This window comes from Candidatus Babeliales bacterium, assembly GCA_035455925.1.
Taxonomy (GTDB): Bacteria; Babelota; Babeliae; order Babelales; family Vermiphilaceae; genus SOIL31.
This window is the reverse complement of record DATIEE010000028.1, coordinates 23,923-45,168: the sequence shown is the minus strand read 5'-3', so window position 1 is coordinate 45,168 and position 21,246 is coordinate 23,923. Positions and strand designations below refer to the sequence as shown.

General features: G+C 32.4%; 21 protein-coding genes and 2 tRNA genes. 3 read left to right on the top strand and 20 right to left on the bottom strand.

Features of this window, described 5'->3' with window-relative positions; translation table 11 throughout:
- The first annotated feature begins 136 nt into the window (after positions 1-136).
- Positions 137-964 carry an HAD-IA family hydrolase gene (locus VLB80_03980; GenBank protein HSC25344.1) on the top strand — a complete coding sequence of 276 codons (828 nt, stop codon included), beginning with the start codon at positions 137-139 and terminating at the stop codon, positions 962-964.
- On the opposite strand, the gene VLB80_03975 is transcribed toward VLB80_03980, so the two are convergent.
- The 4 genes from VLB80_03975 to sufC all read right to left on the bottom strand — a co-directional run bounded on the left by VLB80_03975 (position 954) and on the right by sufC (position 5,227).
- Positions 954-2,174 (bottom strand): SufS family cysteine desulfurase, encoded by a 1,221-nt coding sequence (locus VLB80_03975; protein ID HSC25343.1) that lies wholly within the window; start codon positions 2,172-2,174, stop codon positions 954-956. The genes VLB80_03980 and VLB80_03975 overlap by 11 nt on opposite strands.
- Before the next feature lie 15 nt (positions 2,175-2,189).
- Positions 2,190-2,822 (bottom strand): SufD family Fe-S cluster assembly protein, encoded by a 633-nt coding sequence (locus tag VLB80_03970; GenBank protein ID HSC25342.1) that lies wholly within the window; start codon positions 2,820-2,822, stop codon positions 2,190-2,192.
- Position 2,823: 1 nt separating this feature from the next.
- The gene (gene sufB / locus VLB80_03965; protein ID HSC25341.1) at positions 2,824-4,176 is read right to left on the bottom strand and encodes a Fe-S cluster assembly protein SufB; all 1,353 of its coding nucleotides are present in this window, start codon (positions 4,174-4,176) and stop codon (positions 2,824-2,826) included.
- 217 nt (positions 4,177-4,393) lie between these two features.
- Positions 4,394-5,227: a Fe-S cluster assembly ATPase SufC gene (gene sufC, locus VLB80_03960; GenBank protein HSC25340.1), complete on the bottom strand. Its 834-nt coding sequence runs from the start codon at positions 5,225-5,227 to the stop codon at positions 4,394-4,396.
- Positions 5,228-5,368: 141 nt separating this feature from the next.
- Between sufC and VLB80_03955 the strand changes: the two genes are divergently transcribed.
- Positions 5,369-6,349 carry a hypothetical protein gene (locus VLB80_03955; GenBank protein HSC25339.1) on the top strand — a complete coding sequence of 327 codons (981 nt, stop codon included), beginning with the start codon at positions 5,369-5,371 and terminating at the stop codon, positions 6,347-6,349.
- A gap of 56 nt (positions 6,350-6,405) precedes the next feature.
- Here the strand turns inward: VLB80_03955 and VLB80_03950 are convergent, their stop codons facing one another.
- From VLB80_03950 to VLB80_03915, 8 genes are all read right to left on the bottom strand, one after another.
- Entirely contained in the window at positions 6,406-7,584 is a 1,179-nt protein-coding gene (locus VLB80_03950; protein ID HSC25338.1) for a GspE/PulE family protein, read from the bottom strand.
- Positions 7,577-8,170: a hypothetical protein gene (locus VLB80_03945; protein HSC25337.1), complete on the bottom strand. Its 594-nt coding sequence runs from the start codon at positions 8,168-8,170 to the stop codon at positions 7,577-7,579. The genes VLB80_03950 and VLB80_03945 overlap by 8 nt, the downstream gene beginning before the upstream one ends.
- Positions 8,171-8,191: 21 nt before the next feature.
- Positions 8,192-8,593: an FUN14 domain-containing protein gene (locus VLB80_03940; GenBank protein ID HSC25336.1), complete on the bottom strand. Its 402-nt coding sequence runs from the start codon at positions 8,591-8,593 to the stop codon at positions 8,192-8,194.
- Positions 8,594-8,746: 153 nt separating this feature from the next.
- On the bottom strand, positions 8,747-9,019 hold the full coding sequence (locus VLB80_03935) for an HU family DNA-binding protein (protein HSC25335.1): 273 nt from the start codon (positions 9,017-9,019) through the stop codon (positions 8,747-8,749).
- A 243-nt stretch (positions 9,020-9,262) separates the two neighbouring features.
- A tRNA-Leu gene (locus VLB80_03930) sits at positions 9,263-9,349 on the bottom strand.
- A 10-nt stretch (positions 9,350-9,359) separates the two neighbouring features.
- A tRNA-Cys gene (locus VLB80_03925) sits at positions 9,360-9,433 on the bottom strand.
- 193 nt (positions 9,434-9,626) lie between these two features.
- Complete coding sequence (locus tag VLB80_03920; protein HSC25334.1) at positions 9,627-10,493, bottom strand: hypothetical protein; 867 nt, start codon at positions 10,491-10,493, stop codon at positions 9,627-9,629.
- A 23-nt stretch (positions 10,494-10,516) separates the two neighbouring features.
- On the bottom strand, positions 10,517-11,737 hold the full coding sequence (locus VLB80_03915) for a hypothetical protein (GenBank protein ID HSC25333.1): 1,221 nt from the start codon (positions 11,735-11,737) through the stop codon (positions 10,517-10,519).
- Positions 11,738-12,049: 312 nt separating this feature from the next.
- On the opposite strand from VLB80_03915, the gene VLB80_03910 reads away from it, so the two are divergent.
- A complete protein-coding gene (locus tag VLB80_03910) occupies positions 12,050-12,895 on the top strand; it encodes a hypothetical protein (GenBank protein HSC25332.1) in 846 nt (281 codons plus the stop codon).
- A 61-nt stretch (positions 12,896-12,956) separates the two neighbouring features.
- Here VLB80_03910 and lepB read toward each other — a convergent pair whose 3' ends face one another.
- The 8 genes from lepB to VLB80_03870 are packed head-to-tail and all read right to left on the bottom strand — an operon-like array spanning position 12,957 to position 21,240.
- A complete protein-coding gene (gene lepB, locus VLB80_03905) occupies positions 12,957-13,901 on the bottom strand; it encodes a signal peptidase I (GenBank protein HSC25331.1) in 945 nt (314 codons plus the stop codon).
- A 40-nt stretch (positions 13,902-13,941) separates the two neighbouring features.
- Positions 13,942-14,928 (bottom strand): M23 family metallopeptidase, encoded by a 987-nt coding sequence (locus VLB80_03900; protein ID HSC25330.1) that lies wholly within the window; start codon positions 14,926-14,928, stop codon positions 13,942-13,944.
- Between the two features lie 27 nt (positions 14,929-14,955).
- Entirely contained in the window at positions 14,956-15,705 is a 750-nt protein-coding gene (locus tag VLB80_03895) for a hypothetical protein (GenBank protein HSC25329.1), read from the bottom strand.
- Complete coding sequence (locus tag VLB80_03890) at positions 15,675-17,405, bottom strand: BatD family protein (GenBank protein ID HSC25328.1); 1,731 nt, start codon at positions 17,403-17,405, stop codon at positions 15,675-15,677. Before VLB80_03890 ends, VLB80_03895 begins: the two co-directional genes overlap by 31 nt.
- Positions 17,386-18,525: a tetratricopeptide repeat protein gene (locus VLB80_03885; protein ID HSC25327.1), complete on the bottom strand. Its 1,140-nt coding sequence runs from the start codon at positions 18,523-18,525 to the stop codon at positions 17,386-17,388. Before VLB80_03885 ends, VLB80_03890 begins: the two co-directional genes overlap by 20 nt.
- Complete coding sequence (locus VLB80_03880; GenBank protein HSC25326.1) at positions 18,522-19,523, bottom strand: VWA domain-containing protein; 1,002 nt, start codon at positions 19,521-19,523, stop codon at positions 18,522-18,524. The genes VLB80_03885 and VLB80_03880 overlap by 4 nt, the downstream gene beginning before the upstream one ends.
- On the bottom strand, positions 19,520-20,512 hold the full coding sequence (locus VLB80_03875; GenBank protein ID HSC25325.1) for a VWA domain-containing protein: 993 nt from the start codon (positions 20,510-20,512) through the stop codon (positions 19,520-19,522). The genes VLB80_03880 and VLB80_03875 overlap by 4 nt, the downstream gene beginning before the upstream one ends.
- Positions 20,506-21,240 (bottom strand): lysophospholipid acyltransferase family protein, encoded by a 735-nt coding sequence (locus VLB80_03870; protein HSC25324.1) that lies wholly within the window; start codon positions 21,238-21,240, stop codon positions 20,506-20,508. Before VLB80_03870 ends, VLB80_03875 begins: the two co-directional genes overlap by 7 nt.
- Between the last annotated feature and the right edge of the window lie 6 nt (positions 21,241-21,246).

The following is a 21,246-nucleotide window of genomic DNA, read 5'->3' as shown; positions in this document are numbered from 1 at the left end:
TGATTTTGCAACATAGTACTTTATTCTACAAGATACTTATAAATATGCAAATATCTTAAAATAGTTGCATACAAAAAAGTTAATACAATAGTATAAAAAAGGTAAAAGCAAATAAATATAACTTTAGGAGAAGATAATGCTATCTCATCGCTTTATAAGCATGCTATTATTATTCATTTTTATCTATACAATAACACAAATATCTCATCAAGCTAAAAAATATGTAATACTTTTTGATCTTACCAATGTATTAATCAAAGAAAATCAAGTTGGATTTGCAAAAAAAATTGGTTATGGAACACTTGCAAGTTATACATTAACTCATTGGAAAAATCCTGGACATCGGTGTCTAGATATGCTTGCTGCAATAAGTAAACATGAAACACAAAAACCACATATTTCTATAACACTTAAAGATAGAATAATGCCACGTTGCATTGTTGAATTACAAGAAGGTAAAAAAACATGCGCAGAAACGAAAGGCGAGCTTACTCAAAGTATTGCACAACTTGATACAGAAAAATTCTTCAGTAGTATCAAAGAAAAAAATCTTATGACTACTATCATTAATCTTATTCTTGACCCTGAAACAGTGGCTAGCGTAATTGAACCAATAAAGCCAATGATTCAGCTCGCGCAAAAATTAAAAAATGCTGGGCACAAAATATATATTGTTGGCAATGCGGCAGAAGAATTATATGCGATAGTTAAAAATACATACCCTGACATTTTAAAGCATTTTGATGGCGCTGTTATTTCATCACATATTAAAATAATAAAACCAAATATTGCTGTTTTTAATCATCTTTGTACTGCATATAATCTTGATCCTAAAGATTGCATACTTATTGATGATCTTGAAGAGACTGCTGCTGCTGCACGACAATTAGGAATGCAAACAATTGTGCATGATAAAATATCGCACGTAATTAAAAAGCTAAAAAAATGTGGGGTCATATTGTGAGTAATTCATGTAATGCTGAAATAATACTATCAACTTCTTGCATAGTATTATAAAAATAAAAACTGACGCGTACAGAAGCATCATACCCGAGTTGTTTAGCAAACGGTTGCGCGCAATGATGTCCTGCGCGAACAGAAATGCCTCGTGCATCTAAAAATGCTGCCACGTCATGGCTATGGAAACCATCTACTAAAAAACTCACTAAGTGGCCATTTTGTTTGAGTTGAGATAAAGACCCTAAAAGTGTTATTTTCTGTAATGGCAATAATCCATCAATAAGACGTGCACATAGTTGAGCTTCATGTATAACTAATTTGTTAAAATCAATATGTTTTTCTAAATAATCAATTGCTGCGCCCAAACCAATTGCTTGTGCTATTGGCGGTGTTCCTGCTTCAAATTTTTGTGGAGAAGGTGCCCATGATGCATGAATACGATCAACATTTTCAACCATGCCGCCTCCAACTTCATAGGGCGGAATATATGCATGCAACTCTTGTTTAATGAAAAGCACACCAATTCCCGTTGGTCCCAACATTTTATGCCCTGAAAAGACTAAAAAATCACAATCAATATCATGAACATTGATTTTTTGATGTGGTATAGATTGTGCAGCATCAATAAGAATACGTGCACCAACCACACGAGCGCGAGCAATAATGGTAGTAATATCAACATGAGTGCCAATCGCATTAGAAACATGAATAACAGAAACAATTTTAGTTTTGTTAGTGATAATAGTATTGAGATGGGAAAGATCAAGATTTCCATCAGAAAGAACAGGAATAAATTTGAGAATAGCACCTTTTTTATGAGCGAGTCGTTGCCAGGGTAATAAATTTGCATGATGCTCAAGTTCTGTCATAACAATTTCATCGCCCGCTTGAATAGATATTTCACCCCATGTGGCTGTAACAAAATTAATTCCTGATGTACATCCACCTGTAAAAATGACTTCGTCTTGATAAGCGCCAATAAATTGTGCCACTTTTTGTCGCGCCTCTTCATATTTTTTAGTAGCTTGTTCTGCGAATGAATGAATGCCACGATAAATATTAGCATTTGTTGTTGTATAAAATTGAACCATAGCATCAATTACTGATTGTGGCTTATGTGTTGTTGATGCATTATCACACGCTACTAACGGATAACCATTAACTTGTTGCGTTAAGATAGGAAAATCATCTCGTAATTTTTTAAATATATTCACTGCAAATCTCATATATTATTCAAGTAACAATTTAACTTTTTCAATTAATAGTGTATCGAAAAAAAGTTTTTCAAAAAATGCATGTAATAAAAGTTGTTGTGCAATTTTTTCATCGATGCCACGTGATGCTGTATAAAATAACTGATCAGCATCAAATTTGCCAATTGCACTAGCATGAAAACAATGAACATCATGCGTAAGCACTTCTAAGTTTGGTATTGAAACTGCATGTGCACCATTGCTTAAAAGAATATTTTTGTTTTCTTGCGATGCATGCGTGCCACGTGCTTTCTGTTCAACTCGAATAGTTCCTTGATAATTAACACGTGCATTATCACATAATGCTCCCTTCATTATCAGCAGGCTACGTGTGTGAGCGGATTGATGATGTTGTAGTGTGTTAATTTTAATAGTATTTGATTGTTCTAGGATATAGATACCAGTAATGCGCGCATCAGCACCTTCTCCTCGTAAAATACAATTAATAGTAATATTGACATTTGTATGAGCAATAAGGATTTCCGCGACAAGCGTAGCATTTTGATGCACATCAAATTGAATAAAAACATTGTCAGCATGATTAGAATTATCAAATAAAAAATTATAATTCTTTTGTTGATTCTCATTGATAACATATGTATATACCATATTATCCAATTGAATCCTCCATTTCCATTGCAATCAAACGATTGATCTCTACTGCATATTCCATTGGTAACAGACGTACAAATGCATCAACAAAACCATTAACAATAAGCGCTCGTGCTAATTGTTCACTTAAGCCTCGTGATTGCAGATAAAATAACTGTTCATCGCTTATCTTGCTAACTGATGCTTCATGGCCAATATCAACGTTATCCTCTTTAATATCAATCGTTGGATATGTATCAGTACGAGATATATCATCAAAAATAAGCGCATCACATTGTACTTTTGATCGTACACTATGAGCGCCTTTAATAACTTTCAACATCCCACGATAACTTGAACGGCCACCATCTTTACTAATTGATTTTGCAATGATAGTCGACGTTGTATGGGGAGCGCAATGAAAAATTTTTCCACCAGCATCCTGATGTTGGCCGCGAGACGCTACTGCAAGTGAAATAATAGATCCTTTGGCGCCAGATTCCTTGAGTACAATACTGGGATATTTCATAGTTATCTTACTGCCGAAATTACCATCGACCCATTCAACTCGTGCATTGCTATATGCAACAGCTCGCTTGGTTACTAAGTTATAGACATTATCTGACCAGTTTTGAATAGTCGTGTAGCGAATATGGGATTGCTTTAACGCAATAAGTTCAACAACAGCACTATGTAAGGAATTTTTTTTATAAATGGGAGCGCTGCACCCTTCAACATATTCAACGAAACTACCTGGCTCTGCAATAATGAGTGTACGTTCAAATTGCCCCATTTGTGATGAATCAATACGAAAATATGCTTGCAATGGCATATCAATATGTACACCAGCTGGGACATACACAAAACTTCCCCCGCTCCATACAGCAGAATTAAGCGCTGCAAATTTATTATCGTGCGCAGGAATCACGGTAGAAATATATTGTTTAACAATTGCTTCATGATCTCTGAGTGCGCTATTCATATCAGAAAAAATTACACCTTGATCAGCCCATCGCTTTTTTAGGTTTTTATACACAACCTCAGAATCAAATTGAGCTCCAACACCAGCTAAAAATTTTTGTTCTGCTTGAGGAATACCCAATTTTTCAAATGTCTTTTTAATTTTATCAGGAACATCCGACCATTGCGTATGCTGATCTTCTATTGGCTTAACGTAATAATAGATATCTTCTGGATCTAATTTGGTTAAATCTGCTCCCCAACCTGGCATAGGTTTATCTTCAAAAATTTTAAGCGCTGCAAGTCTAAAATCGGTCATCCATCCAGGTTCGTTTTTTTTTTCAGAAATCTGTGTTACTATTTTTCTATTAATACCTTTAGCCGTTCTAAAAATATAATTTGATGCTGGCATACTTTAACCCATTGCATTTATATAATTATTTAAAATAATTAAGATTAATATCATAAAGTATTGATTGAGTAAAAACAGATACGAAGATATTGTTAATTACAAAAAATACACTTTTTATTATATATAGCATAACAGAAAGTGGCATATAGCAAAAGAGGCATCCGCATTTTAGAGTTAGCCAATATAAAAAACTCTATTTTGCTGATTTATATGTTTTTTATGTTTTTAATTGATCATATCCATGCAATTCTATCTTGTTAACGATTGATGCATCTCCTGCAATAATAATTCGCCCCTCAGATAAAATATGAACGTGATCTGGTATAATATAATTTAAAATTCTTTGATAATGTGTAATCAGGATAATACTCATCATAGGATTTTCTTTACGTGCATACTCAATACCCATTGCTACAATTTTAAGCGAATCAATATCAAGTCCTGAATCAATTTCATCAAGTATTGCGATCTTAGGCTGTAATATTAATAGTTGCAATAGTTCGAAACGTTTTTTTTCACCACCTGAAAATCCTTCATTTAATCCTCTCGTTGTAAAAGTAGGATCAATCGCTAATTGTTCACATCGAGCAATGAGTAGTTTTTGAAATTCAACAACAGTTATTTTTTCACCCGTTACAGAAATATATGCTTCTTTTAGAAATGATGCAACTGAGACACCAGGAATCTCACATGGATGTTGAAATGATAAAAAGAGGCCATTTTTTGCGCGTTCGTGTACTGATAAAGTTGTTATGTCAGATTCATTCATTGAAACAGTTCCTGAAGTTATTGCATAACTTGGATGACCCATAAGCGCATACGCCAAGCTACTTTTACCTGAACCGTTTGGTCCCATGATGACATGGATAGTTCCGAAATTGATCGTCAGGTCAATATCATAAAGCACTGGTTTATCAATAACTGACACATAAAGATTGTTAATGAGAAGAGATATATGTTTTTTCATAATAATAGAGTATAACAAAAAACAATTAACATTAAAAGGAGGCAACCTGACTTTAACCTGAACTATAGAAATAAAGCACATCATATCATTACGACCATCATTTTTCTTACACCTTCAGGAAAATCACCAATTTGAAAATTTTTATTTTTTTTGACAAGATATAATTAATTGATATAATTATAAATGTAAGTATAGTTTAAATTTATATCAATTAGGGGGATACCAATGATAGGTTTACCAACAAAATTAATTTTACGCATGTTTTTTTTATTTTTTTTACTAGGTACTCGTATAGTGCTGAGTATGGATTCTAGTGCTTATCCTTTCTTGACCTCACGCATACAAAAAACAACTAATCAAAACAATATTTGCCCATCTTATAATATAAAAATAGAATTAACGCCAAACAGATTGATTGGGTATGCAAATGAAGAAATACGTAAAAACGTAAGTTCATTCTTGAATATTCCATTAGATAACAATACCTTATTTATTCCAATAAAATTTGATATTCCATCTGCTAGCGACGTTAGAAAAACGTTAAACAATGATTTTAGTAGAATTGCTCAATTAACAAATCAAATTTTAATACCTGCATCTCATATACCAGTTTTCCCTATTCATTTTCTTGAAAGTGGTATTTCTTGTTTCAAGATTCCTTATAAAAAGAACATATTCCAATCAAGACTAGTATTTTCAGCAAACGAGCAATATATAGATAATGAAGAAAAGCATCCTCCTATTTCATTATCGATACAATTTGATGAACATCAAAAACTTGCTACTTGTATAAAGCAATTAAATAGTGCAATAAACAAAATCACACTATTTACCAATACTTATGGGAATGAAATAGAAAAATTAGTAAATGAGCAAGATAGTATCAATTATCTACCTGCTATAGAACAGCAATACATCGCATCAATTAGATACACTGTTCGGAATAGAATAATCAATACTTATAATAATTGCCTAAACCAAAATTTAATTACACAAAATAATTTACATAATCCAATAATTAAAACAATTCCAGATAATGAAACCCCGCAAATTATTACAACAATATTAGAAAGTGGTTACGAGCACGGTATAAATGGTTACTCTGAAAATAATTATAGAAATAAGCTTATTGAAACGTATTGCATAGGTAATGATCGTAATAAAAAGGCTAACCTATACGAATACATTCATCGACGACAAATATAATAAATGAATAACTATAAAAAGATAAAAAAACGGCTGGTGTAAAAACCGGCCTTTTTTTATGCAATAATGCGAATATATTCAGCTAAAGAAATAATTCCTTTTACAACCTTATCGGCGCCATCATTGACTAATGATTTCATTCCATCAGTAACTGCCTGATTGTAGATATCACTAAATTGAGGATTTTTTATGATTAATGTACGCAACGCAGGAGAAATTTCTAACAGCTCAAATATCCCAATACGTCCTTTATAGCCAAGATAATCACATAATTGACATCCATGTGCCTCATATATCATATGATTATCAATGTTGTAAAATTGTAATAGAACTTCTTCCTCTGGTGTCGCATCACGTGTTTGCGAACATGCATCACATAGCTTACGTGCTAAGCGTTGTGCAAGAATACCAGAAAGTGCTGCATTAATCAAAAAAGGCTCAACTCCCATATCCATTAATCGCATAATAGCACTTGGAGCATCTGTTGTATGTAAAGTACTCAAAACAAGATGACCAGTCAGCGCCGCTTCAATTGCAATACGTGCGGTAATTTTATCGCGAATTTCACCAACCATGATAATGTCAGGATCTTGACGAACAAGCGAACGCATTCCTTGCTCAAAACCAAACCCTGCTGCAAGATTTATTTGAGCTTGCGTTATGCCATTCAAGGAATATTCAACAGGATCTTCTAAAGTAACAATATTTTTTTCTGAACTATGCAAAAAAGAAAGCGCTGCATAAAGTGTTGTTGTTTTTCCTGATCCAGTGGGTCCGGTAACTAAAAAAAAACCACTTTGGCGTTGTAGTAATTGCTTACATGTATGAAGCATAATAGATTCAAAGCCAAGGCTACCTAGGCTGATTGTTTGAAGCATACGATTTAAAATTCGTATTACTACTTTTTCACCATATAAACAAGGAAACGTTGAAACACGCACGTCAATTTCATTGCCATGATGCATAACATTAAATTTGCCATCTTGTGGCATTCTACGTTCTGCACTATTCATGCCTCCTAGTATCTTTAAGCGTGCAATAATGGATAGGCTTAATGAAGAAGAAAATGATTTTTGATCGACTAAAACACCATCTATACGAAAACGAACACGTAGTTCCTCTCTTACTGATTCAAGATGAATATCCGAAGCTCTACGTGTAATTGCATTGTTGAGCAATTCATCAACGCGAGCAACAACTGATTGTTCATCACTCATATCATGAAGGCTATTCAAAAAAATCCTCTTCTACTTGATAGACAACTTCATTGTCCTCGTCTTCTATTTCATCTTGAATGAGATCTTCATCTTCGATAAATAAAAATTCACCCATTAGCAAGTGTTCTTCGCGAATATCCTCATCTTGTTCATCTTGTGTATCAGCTTTGTCATAATATTCTTTGATTGCATCGCAAATATTACGGGCGATACCAACATAAAAACGAATGTCATAAGAAACATTTTCACCAATTTCAAACAAAAGATCAGCATTATTGGGATTTGCCGCAATCATAATCATTATATTTTCATCAACTTGCAAAGGAATAATTTCATTTCTCAACAACATATCTTTAGGAAACATATGTAATAAGTGTGTTTCAAAAAAATAGCCTATGGCATCAAATGATGGAACTTGATAATACTCTGACAATGCTTCAAGGAGATTTTCTTGTTCGAGAATTCCTTCGCTGAGCAAAAAGTCACCTAATTGTTCGATGTCAGATTCATGAAAAGATGCAAGTAATCGTATTGCATCTTCGCTTGTTATATATTTTAAGTTAACTAAAATTCGTAAAAAACCTATTTCAAAATTATTGTCCATGTTAATTCCTTTTTTTTTTAACTATCCCACTTTAAGTCCAATTAAAAAACCAATGATAAGACTCGTAGATCCAATAATATTACTTTTAATCCATTCTAATAGTAGGGTCCCATATCTATCGCCAATGATAGAAACATGTCGCAATCCAAGCATTTCATGTATTTTTGATAGATTAATAGTAAGAGAAATATAATCAAGTTGTTGTAATACAATAAGACCAACAAGTAAAAGTACTAATGCAATAAAATATTCATTATACTTCTTGATGAGAAATCCCAGAATAAAACCTATTGCTCCGTACAAGCAAAAATCAATAAGTGTATTTTTATCTATACCAATTTTTCTAGCAACATTCTCTGGTTGAACTGTATTCTTTAACGTCTCAATTAAACTTATGCTTTGTGAAGAACCTTCGTTAAGCATGAAAAAACCTCCTTTTGCGCTCTTTTCTTATATTTCTAGTTTAAGTATAATGCCAAAATAATTGTACAATCAAGAAAATTGGGTTAAATATAAAAAAGAGAAGCGTCTTAAGACGCTTCTCTTTTTTATATTTAGTCACAATAAAAACAAAATTTATTTTATTAATGCCTTTAAAGCTTTACCAGGCTTAAATTTTGGAACTTTTTTTGCAGCAATTGTCATTTTTGCACGTGTTACTGGATTAATTCCAACACGGCTTTTTCTTTTCATTACTGAAAAAGTTCCAAATCCCGTAAGAACTACTGCTTTTCCTTGCTTTAATGAGCCACTAACAGTAGAAAGGAAAGATTCAAGCATCTCCTTACAAGTTGCTTTTGACTGCTTTGTTGTTTTAGACATTGCTTCAATTAACTTTGCCTTGTTCATAATAACATCCTTTACTTATTAACCTATGGCAAAGCAAACAAAAAAATAAAACGAGTACCTAATTTGTAGGTTAGCCATAGTAAAATATGTTGTCAAGTAATTTTTTGCTGACATTGTTTTTGCTTCGTTTTCCCATTTATATAAAGAATTGACGAAGTATGCATTAAAGCTCTTTCTATCAAATCTTATATACAAAAGCAAAAAAATGATTTTTTATGTCTTGTTCGCAAAAACATAAAATAATGGTGCCGAGAGCCGGACTCGAACCGGCACGAGTTTACACTCGAGGGATTTTAAGTCCCTTGCGTCTACCTATTCCGCCATCCCGGCACACCATTTTTGGAGGCGGCACCCGGATTTGAACCGGGGATCGGGGTTTTGCAGACCCCTGCCTTACCACTTGGCTATGCCGCCACACACAAATATTTCAATGCAATAAATGCAGAAAACATTTTAAATGTAGCATAAAATACGCATTCTGCAAGCTTTTTTACTGAAAATTAAAAACCTTTTTCCAACAAATAGGAACACAAAAATTCCCGCTAACCTTTTTTTACAAAGGATATACGGGAATTCTGCAATTAATACACACTATATTGAAAAAAATTTATTCTATATTTATTAGCCTTGCAAAAGAATCTTTTGCTATTTTTTCTTGCGAAAATATTTTTTGTGTTAAGGTTAAGCCTTCAGTATCAGTGATCAATCGTTTCTTTACTATCTGTTCATCTTTTTTAGGCTTTTCATAATTTGTATGAACAACATTTAGTAATTGAGAAGAGGAGGCTACTACAGCTCCCGTGCCAAGAGATAAAACAAATAATACAGGGTTTATCTTGTTGAGTTTGTTAGAGCTTAATAATTGATGAGATAAACAATATAATGCTCCACCCGCTAACCCGCCAATTGCCCCTGCATCTATTATTGATTGCTTATCATTTTTATTAAAAAAAGATTGTAAAGACAATGTTTTAACAGATACTTCAAGCGATTGTAATTTGCTTCTTAAATCTAATGGCAAGGTGTTCATTGCGTTATTATATTCTTTTTCTGAAAGATGCTTTTTAGGAGTATTATGATCATGATTTTTATCGGTTTTTCTAAAAAGAGGATTGTTATCAAATGTAGAAGCTTCTAATACTTTATGTAAAATATTTTTTTCATCCGTATTCAACATATAATAATCAATATATTTAATTGTTGGAATTTTTTTATCTAATGCATGATAGTATTTATCTTTTTTATTAGTTTGTTGTTTAACTAAAAAATCATGTTCACATTCTTCAAAAGCTAACTGTGCTATATAATCGTGAATTTCTTTGGGCATACTCTCACCATCTTTTGCAGTAACATTACTCATCAGAAAGGTCTTTACAGTATCACTTGAACCAGGTTCTCCTGCAGTGACCGTTTTCATTAACGATAATGATAAGGCAGATAACAACCCTACACTAATAATTTTTTTTACTATCATACACATTCTCCTTTGATATTTGTTTATATTTTAGAAATATTTTCTTTCACGATAGGATCATTCATATGCCTTAAGCCATATATCAATCCTACTATAGCGCTTAAACCACCAAAAAATTTACTACTTCCAATACTATCGCCTATAACTGTTTGCATATCGTTTGGCGCGACAGGAGATCCTCCAGTAATCACTTCTTTTATAATATATGGTTTTAAATTTTCTCCTGTAAATTGTGCTTTTACACCATCAATGTCATATATCTTGTTTAATGTATTATTAAACTTATTTTCAACTTGCTTCCATTCATCATAATTTGATTCGCCATTAGGCACGACAGGAGTCATAGATATTAGCTCTAGTCCATAATTAATTTTTTTATTTACCTCTGTTGTTAATGTTTTTGCAACCCATTTCTCAATTCCTGGAATTAAAAATTTACATTGAAACATGCCACTGCCAAGAGCGGTAATGAATCCAGTTCCGCTACCATTTATTCCGCCAATTGATGCTTTAGTTGCAAGATACAAAAGTTTTTCAGAAAGATTGCGTTTGAGGTTTACTTGAAAGAATTCATCCTCATTACGAAATGCCCTTTTAACATTCTTGGGTAAACTAGCGATTAAATCATATTCTTGCCTAGTAACATCCTTTAAAACAACGTCATTTATAAAATGTTTATTAAGTTTGTCGAGCTCGTTAATCTGAGGAGAAGACATTTTAAAAAGATAATTAATCGACGTTTCTTTGTTTTCTTTGTTTATAAAATCTTTACGATTCGTTATAAAATTGTTAACAATATTATGGCTAATTAAAGCGCCACCTAAAGGCATTTTTAAAAATTTCTTTTGCGCATTGCGATCGTGTAGCTGTATAATTTCAAAAAAATCCTTTTCTTTTTGCGATTTTGGCTTAGTGTTGATTAATGCATTAAAAACTTCCAAGGTTTTTAAAATTTCTTCATTTTTACCAAAATTCTTTTTTATAAATTTTATAGAATTAGGAAGAACTTCTTTCGGGTTTTTACGTGAATCATTAATAGATAATTTTCCAAATTTACTTAAATCTCTACGTACGTCATATAATGGATCAGGTATAAATGTAGCCGCAGACTGTTTTTTGATGTCATCTACTAACGCTTGAGAATATGGCGTAATAGCTATTGTGTTTTTAAACTCATTTTTCATTCCCAACAAAGCCATCGATGGAACCAATAGTGTCAACAAAAGCATGTTTAAACGTGACATATCTTATCTCCTAGTAATAATTTCTATACGAATCCCAAATACCTATATATAATAATTACATGAAAATCGATTATTGTCAAATTGTAATGATTGATGCGATGTGGAGATGGTATACTAGTTGATTATATAAATGTTGAAGTATAGTACTTATTGCAAATATTTTTAGACATATAATTCTCTATATGATAAATTATTAATTATGAATTTATTATTCTATGTATTATTATATAAAAATATATTTTTATAATATTGTAATATTGCAGCAGTTTTTAAAACGATTACGAATAAATTAATTGATTCATCAGGATTATTATGCACAAGTTTTATATGCGCTCTATATTTATTGGATTGGCAACAATTTCAATAAATATATATGGAATGTCTTTAAAAGATGACGGTAAAACAAATAACACAAAGAATACAATAATTGTTCAGTGCAAGCCTATGCACAATATCTACCTTTCTATAAATGAGACAAATAGAAGTTATTTTGAAAATTACTTTAAACAATTTAATATTGAATTAGATTCAGCAACAACAAAGATTATTCCGGTTACACTATTGTCAATTAAAAAAAATAATAAGACAATAATTCTGAATCAGAGTGTTCCTATCCTTTTACCAATAAATTGTTTTAGTCAAGGCATACAATTTAATATTCCTAAAACAAATAATGTAGATAATATCCAGATGACTGGAACAAGCAGAAATAAATCATGGTTTAAAGATTTATATTCTTTAGATAAAAACGAAAAAGAAGACGCAATAGATTTAATCTTAAAAGAAAAAAACCTTCAAGGTCAAGATCAGAGTTTATCATTTCTAACAAAAGACTTTTTAATGAAACAATTTACCATAGAAAAAATATGCCCAAAAGATGAATTAATAAAAAAGCACAATCTTTTGGTAGAAGAACTACCAGTCATAGCAACATATGAACAAGAGCCTATGTCTTTAGATGATGAATCAGACGGAGAAGACAGGATACAACCTAATACAACTCCTTCTACAAGTACAAATAAGACTTTTAAAAAGGACACTGAAGATCTCAATAAAACTGAAGAAGCAAAAGAAATTTCCAATTCATACTCCAAGCGTTTTATTTTAGGAGTCATTATTACTTTTCTATTCATTAATTATTTATCTTTGATTCGCTAAAAAAAAATGGGTGGGTTTTTTGTGTAAAAAACCTACCCATTAATTAATATTTCTTCTTATTTTAATTCATTATTTGGAAAAAACGACTCCAGCGAACACGTGACCAGAAGTTAATTGGATGCTTAATAAGATCAACTATCCACCATGATTCATCGCTATCCACCGACCAAATACGGAAAACAATTCTACCGTGAATTTCTTCTTCTTTTATGGGTCCAAAAAAGCGACTATCATGACTACCTAAGCGATTATCACCCATGCCCCAATATTGTCCAGCACCAAGCTTAATAGAAAATATATCAGGCGATGTTTTACCGGATCTTGCTTCTATCGGCGTTCCCGGAATAAGCAATTCAGGATTACCTTGTTCATCACGAATAATGCGATTTTCATGTAGATCGTAAAAAGGTTGTTTATTGTATGCAACACTAGAATCATAAGATCGCCATGTTGTCTCATGACGCAGTCGTTGCTGTATATAGCGATCTGCTGCCGACTGATCAATTCTATATCCACGAGACATTTCTTGTATATCCTTTTCTATTTGTTTTCTTAAATCATTAATATCTTGTCGTAATACATGAATTAATGGATATTTATTTATGTATGGTTCATCCAGTTTAATATCGTTACAATAAATTACTGGTTTTCCATCTTCAATAGTACCACGAATAGTATCACCTGGAATACCAATAACACGCTTAGTCCAATTTGATGGTCCCCATACATATCGTTGAAAAAGTTTCATGAATGGGTTGCTTGAATATTTAAATTCAGGATCATTAAATGCAATAATTTCGCTACGTCGAGGTTTTCTAAAATTATAAGAAAATTTATCTGCAAAGAATCGCTCGCCAACTAACATCGTTCTTTCCATAGAGCCAGTTGGTACTTGATATAACCCAAAACCAATAGTTCGTATAAGAAAAACAATGATCAATAAAAATACAAATTCCATAATATTAGACAGCAAACTTTGTTGCTTTGGTTTATGCTGTTGCGCCATAATGATCCTTTAAAAAAATTAAACTTATTCACTTTTTCTATTATGCTGTTCGTGGTAAACAATGTAGTGGATTTATCCGCTTACCTCTCTCATATACTTCAAAATGAAGATGCGATCCATCTTTCCCTTTCTTTCTAATAAACCCTGTTTCCCCAACAGTGCCAATGATTGATCCTTGTTTTATTTTTTGACCTGCATGAACACGAATAGTATGTAAATGAGCATACCGGGTTCTAATCATTTCATTATGTTTGACAACAACAGTATTACCATACCCTGTTTGAAAAGAGGCTTCAGTAATAGTGCCTGTGCCTACAGCCTTTACTGTAGTTCCTTTAATGGCTGCCATATCAATACCATGATGAAAACCCCACGTGCCATTTATTCGTTTACGCGGACCGAATAATGAACTTAACCAAAATTTATTTTCATCAATTGGCCATATAAATTCATGATCTTTAACAGCGCAACGTACTGTGTCAACTTTTTGTTTTTGCTTTGTTGGTGTATGTATGTTTTGTTTTTGTGAACATTCAATAATAGTTTTTTGTTCAGATTTATCAGTCCATTGATTAGTGTTATCTATTGTTGCAAGAGAAGTAATATTTTGCGATTCAATATAGTCTAACGTTGATTGTTTAAGGTAATCCTGTTGCCTATTAATAACCACAAACGATTCATCATCATAATCATCATCATCATCAGGGTCATCGCTAGCTTCTGCTGCCATTATTTGATCAAAGGTTAATGATAATTCTTGGTTTATAGTATTAGTCATATCATGCGAAGTGGTAGGTAGTTGTAGTAAAGATTGCTCACAATGATTATTGTCTAAAGAGCCGTTATTAATCTTTTTATGTAAAAGATCAATATACTGTACATATTGCTTTTTGATCACGAGTAATTCTTGTACTTGTTTACAAAAAAATCGATATTCAATAAAAAGTAATATCATAAGAAAAATTATAATGGTTGCAAAAAAAGCAAATAATATTGAGCATATAAAAGAAAAACGTTTACCAATCATGTGCTGCTATTATGTTATGAGTTATAATTATACAATTTGAACAACATCATCTCCAACCCAACCAATCATACCAGCATATTGAATTTTATACCATCCTTGTCGAATTTCTTTTACAAGAACATTATCTGCATAAGACAGCGAAGCAACAACTGACAGGCCATTATCTGGGCCAACAAAAAATTGTGCTTCTTTTTTTACAACAACTCCATGTATTCTTTGTTGATTACTATAATGCATTCCTAAGAGTACTCCTGAAATTATCATTAAAAAACAAGCATAACTGACAATAATGTTTTTTACTAAGGTTCGTTTTCTTTGCCATACTAAAAACAATAAATACCAACAGATAAGTGTACAAATCTGCAAAAACAATAATGAAGTATAGGGGAGCGCATTATCTAATAATTGACGTATTTTATAATACAATGATATTTCATTTTGTTTTCCCATAAGAGTTAATACATGTTTTTTATTATGTTCAATTAAACGGTATTCCTCTGGCGTTGCATCTCTTTCGGCACGTAACCAATAAATAAATGCTTGTGCATAATCATCTTTATAAAAGAGGCAATTACCCATATTATAAAAAACAGCACATCCCTTTTTGCTAATCATGTTATATTCATTATATGCATCATCATATTTTTTTTGTGCATACAATTTGTTACCACGTAGAAATAATTCTTCATCATTGCCAGCAACCATAACAGATATGGTGCATATATATATACTCAATAGTAATAGTGTTATATAACTTTTTCTAAATAATCTATCCATTTTTGTGCTATCCCACATAATATATCAGTATTTTCTTTATCCGACTGCATATATGCAGCATGTATAATTGATTCAAAAAAATCATTCCATAAAGAGATTTGGGATTCAGGTACTCCACGAATCCGTAAAAAATTCTCAATAGTATCTATTTCATATATTTCATTTAACTGTTTAAAAAAAGTGATAAAATAACTATACAATTTTTTATCATCGCGCATCTCTCTTGATTGGTTTATCTGTTTGCGTATTTTTTGAAATGCATTTCGACGAATAATATAACGTAATGCAATAAATCGTTTATATGTTAATAAATATATACTATAAAAAAACGGTATAAAGAATAATAACTGAAATAACCACCACGGCAATGGTTGGCGCTTAGCTGCAGGATACCATTTACCGGCAGTATTGATATCGGCAATGCTATCTTCATGGAGTGATTCCAAAGAGGTAGTTTCATTGGTAAAATTATCAATCGGATTGGTAATCTCTTTTTTGGTTATACAACTACCGGGCATAATGGAAACCGCAAGAGGGGAAGTACATAACGTTGTATATATATTTTTTTCAATGTCAAAAAACGTAAAGCGCTGTACTGGAATTTCATAATCACCACATTGCATTCCCTGTACAATAAATTCAAATCTTTTTTTCGGTAATTCATCGCTGCAGCGTGGAGCAATAATCGTATTATTCGAATCATAATATTTTAACGATTCAGGCAGTTTAAGTAGCGGGGTTTTTATGTTCTGTAAATTACCTTCGCCTTCAATTTCGATAGTCAATATCATCCCCTCACCTTCCTTTGCTACTCCCGGTAAAATTTCTGCAGAAATGCGTTCAAATATACCGACCGCTTGAACTTCATGATCACAGCAGGGAAGCGATGATACAGTGATAGTAACTGCATTTGAATAAACACGTTTGCGATCAACGCGATTATTAACAAACATGAAAAGCCCTGCCAACATATGATTATCTTTTGTAGGTGTATCATAATCTGCATGATATGCAGGAATAATAAATTCCCCGGCTTTGGTTGGATACATATCCCAACGCCATTGTGCATAACGATATTGAGAACCGTTGATTTCAGCTGTGCCACTTTCTAATTTACCGACTTCTTGCATATCAAAATCAGGAAACTCTGGCATACCAATATTATGTAGCGACAGAGATGGATCTTGATAATAAAATCGTAAAGTACAACCTATTTTTTGACCAACAACAACTGACGATCTATCAATCATTAATCGTAAAAATGCTTTTGACTCAGTACCATGAGTATTAACTTGTTGTTGGGCACTTTCAACAATATCCTTAACAACATCAATATTTATTTTATTAGACAGCAATTCATGATTGCCATGCATTACAGCGGCTGGACCTATAGTATATGACCCAATTTTATCAATACGTACCAGATATGAATAACGCGTTGTTGTTTTTCCATTAATACTACTCATATACATACCAGTTCGTCGCGCTACAAAATTATCAAGTCCGTTTATTGTTGGAGTTGATGCTGATCCAGAAATGCCATCAACAATAACATCAAAATTTAATTCTTGGCCAACAATGATTTTGCCATCAACAGTACCGCTTCCATTGGTACGAATTTCCATTCTAATGGATGCATCAACCATAAAAAAAGCTAAACCCAAAAAGTATACTAAATGTTTACCAACTATTTTGTACATTTTTTCCACCATGCTGACGAATTTTTGCGCTTATTAATTGCTTGTTAATCGCCTTATCACGCAATTCCTGATTATCTAAAATATTTAAAAGCCATGAATCATTACTAGCATCTCCAGCCAGATGATTATCATTTTTGCCTTGTTCATTTTTAGCTGTTATACTGTTTGTATCATTTGATTCATTAGGACCTTCAGGAATTGTATCATGTTTGTTGCCTTGCTGTTTTTTTGTGCCATTATTTGTTGTATCAGATTCTTTCTTAAGCTCATGATTACTATCCCCTTTTTGCTCTTGTTCGGAATTATTTTTCTTCTTTTCTGTATTCCGGTGTTCTTGTCCTTGTTTCTTGTTATCGCTATCTTGAGTATCATTTTTTTGATTACTTTTGGATTTTTTATCTGATCTATCTTGTTCGCTATTGTTACGTTTATTATCACTATTTTTCTGTGATGAATTATCATTATCCTTTGATTGACCATCATTATTGCTATGTGCATCGCCCTGATTTTGTTCGTTATTTTGATTTTTATTCTGGGATTGATCCTGATCCTGGCTCTGATTGGACTCTTGATTCTGGTTTTGATTTTGATCTTGCGTTTCGCCCTGGTCTTGATTTTGTTTTTTATTTTGATCTTGTTTGTTTTGATTGTTTTCTTGCTGATCATCATTATTTTGTTGATTTTGCTTATTTTCTTGTTCTTGAATCATCTGGGCAACTCGATCACGATTATGAAGAGCATATTTATTTGTAGGTTCTATTTTAAGCGCTTTATTATAGTGTTCAAGCGCAATCTTTAATTCTTTATTTTCAACACATGCATTACCTGCATTAAAATGTGCACGGAAACATAAGTCTTTATCTTCATATGCACAATTTGCAGCTCGAGTAAAACAAGCCGCAGCTTGACTTGCATTATTAAAATTATATGCTGAAACACCCGTATCATATAAAATATCCGGACTGTCTGGGCTATCTGTTAAAAGAGTATTTAATGAAGAAAAAGCATCTTTCCAATTACCTTTTTGTGCCGCATATATTGCAGAATCGTACTGAAATGGATACGTATAACAATATATTGCTACAGAAATAATTAAACATATGGATATTTTAATTTTCATAATAACCACTCAAAAACAAAACAAATAAACGTTATTAACAAGAAATAATGATATTGATCTTCATAACGGGCATGTTTGCGTTCAGCAAGCTGTTCTTTATCAAAGGCATTAATCATACGAAGAAAAAGAGTAATATCTTCATCATTATTTGTTGCGCAGATATATTGCCCCCCGGTTCCTTGAGAGATAGTGCGTAAAATATCTTCATTAAGGCGAGATATAACAACATTACCTTGCACATCCTTTTGATGACCAATACGTGTACCATAATGATCAAACAGTGGTACTGGCGCTCCTTGAGGTGTACCAATACCAATAGTAAATGTAGATAAATTGGCCTGTATAGCTTCCTGTTTTATATTATGTAAATTATGAGAAAAATCTTCACCATCGGTAAACAAAACAAGCAATTTATTTTTACGTTCTGGTGTTGCTGAAAAAGAAAGTAATGCCTGCTGTATTGCTTCTGCTAATGCTGTACTACCTGATGAAATTAATTCTGCATCAACTGCATCGAGATATAAGTAAAATGCTGCATAATCAGAAGTTAAAGGACATTGCACGAATGCAGAACCAGAAAACAAAATAAGTCCAACGCGCTCGCAAGCAAGTTTTTCAACTAATCGTTTAATTTTTTCTTTTGCAAATATTAGTCGATTTGGTGCACAGTCAGTGGCTAACATACTACGCGAAATATCAAGTGCAATATATAAATCACGACCTTCTTGGGTAATAATTTCTTCTGATTTATTCCATTGTGGCCTTAATAATGATAAACATAAAAAAACAGAACCAATACATAACAAAAGCGATTTAATCAAGCGTTTTGATACAGAAACATTTTGTAAAAAATTATGATGCGATCCAACCAATAATCGCTGTAATGTGCGTTGCTTTTTATATCGTACGATCAATAATAGACCAACAATCATTACAAAAAAAAAGTACCATATGTTTTGAAAAGCAGCCCAATGTATTGATGTTATAGTTATAATCATAACGCAAACCATATATATGTTGAAAATAATAATTCAAAAAATATAATTCCCATAATTAAAAAAACAACAGGAACAAGAAAATCATAATATAATCCAAAGAATGGATCCTTGTGTTCAGTTTTTTCTAATGCATCAATAGTGTCGTAAATGTTTCTCATATCTCCTGCATTGCGTGCAAGGAAATATTGACCTCCTGTTGCGTGAGCAATTTTTGTTAATAATTCCTTATTAACTTTTGGCTTTACCATTATTCCATAAAAAGGATGTCTTAGCATTTGTTCCCGCTCACTACCGATACCAACAGTATAAATTTTTATTCCCAATTTTTTAGCGATATCGATACCAATTGATGGATCCATATCACCTTCACTTGGTTCACCATCAGTCAACACAATCATAACCTTGCTCATTGATTGAGAATGCTTTAAGCGATTTGCAGCAGTAACAATTCCTGTGACAAGCATTGTTGCCTCAGAATCAATAATACCAATTTTTAATTCTTCAACCACGTTTTTTAATAACTGTTTATCAAAAGTAATAGGACAACGCGATACTGTATCTTTGCCGAATAATACAAGTCCAAGGGCGTCATCATTGCGTTTTTCAATAAAGCGGATGGCCTCTGCTTTTGCAACATCAAATCGCGAACGTTCATCGTCATCATAATCTCTTAATTCCATGCTACCTGACATATCAAGTACTAAAACAATATCTACACCTGAAATAAGAACTCCTGAACGAGAATCAACTATTTGAGGCTTTGCAATAACAAGTGCAAGAAGTATTAATGTGCATAAGCGCAAAAAATAAAATATTTTTTTATAGTTATGGCGAGAAGCATTATTTTTTTTAAGTACATTTCCCAATGAATAACGATAGGTAGTCTGCTTATACACTAGTCTGCGTGTAAAAATAGCTATAAGAATGATTATGAGTGCTGCAATGCTATATAAAGGGTGCGCGCATCGCATAAAAAAATTATTCAACATGCCTGCTGCTCCATTTGTTTAATAAACCAATTGCGCACACGATTTTTGAATGTTTCATCTGTTTCATATTCTTCATAGATAAATGGTTTACCTACAATAACAGTAATTGGATAAGGATGAACCCAAAAGGTTTCAGGCGGATACGCTTTATCAATGCCTATAATACATACAGGAATTACTGGTCTACCTGTTTTTTTTGCAAGTACGGCAAATCCACCAAAAAAATCATGTAATTTACCGTCAACATATCGTGATCCTTCAGGAAATATAATAAGATTACGATGATGATTATTAATAATAGTTAATATTTTACGTAGCGATAGCATTGCACTTTTAGCAGAAGATACATCAACTAGAACTGATACGAGGGGAACAATAAATCTTATAAATACGGAATCCATTAGCTCAGATTTTGCAAGCCATACATGAGGAACGCCTTTAGATAAAACACCAACCAAAGGAATGTCAAGGGTAGACTGATGATTTGCTGCAAAAATTACCGGTTTATCTTTAGGGATATTTTCTAATCCTTTATAGGTAATAGATAATAAAGATCCTTTTAACACGGCAACATAGAACCAATGAATTGGATAAAAGAGAATAGGATATTTATAGCGATAGCGTTCCGGTATACAAATAAAAATAATAATTGGAATTAGAAAGACGATGGTAATGATAACAAGTAGAAATCGCGAAAATAAATTACGTATAATTATTCCAAAGTCCATATAATA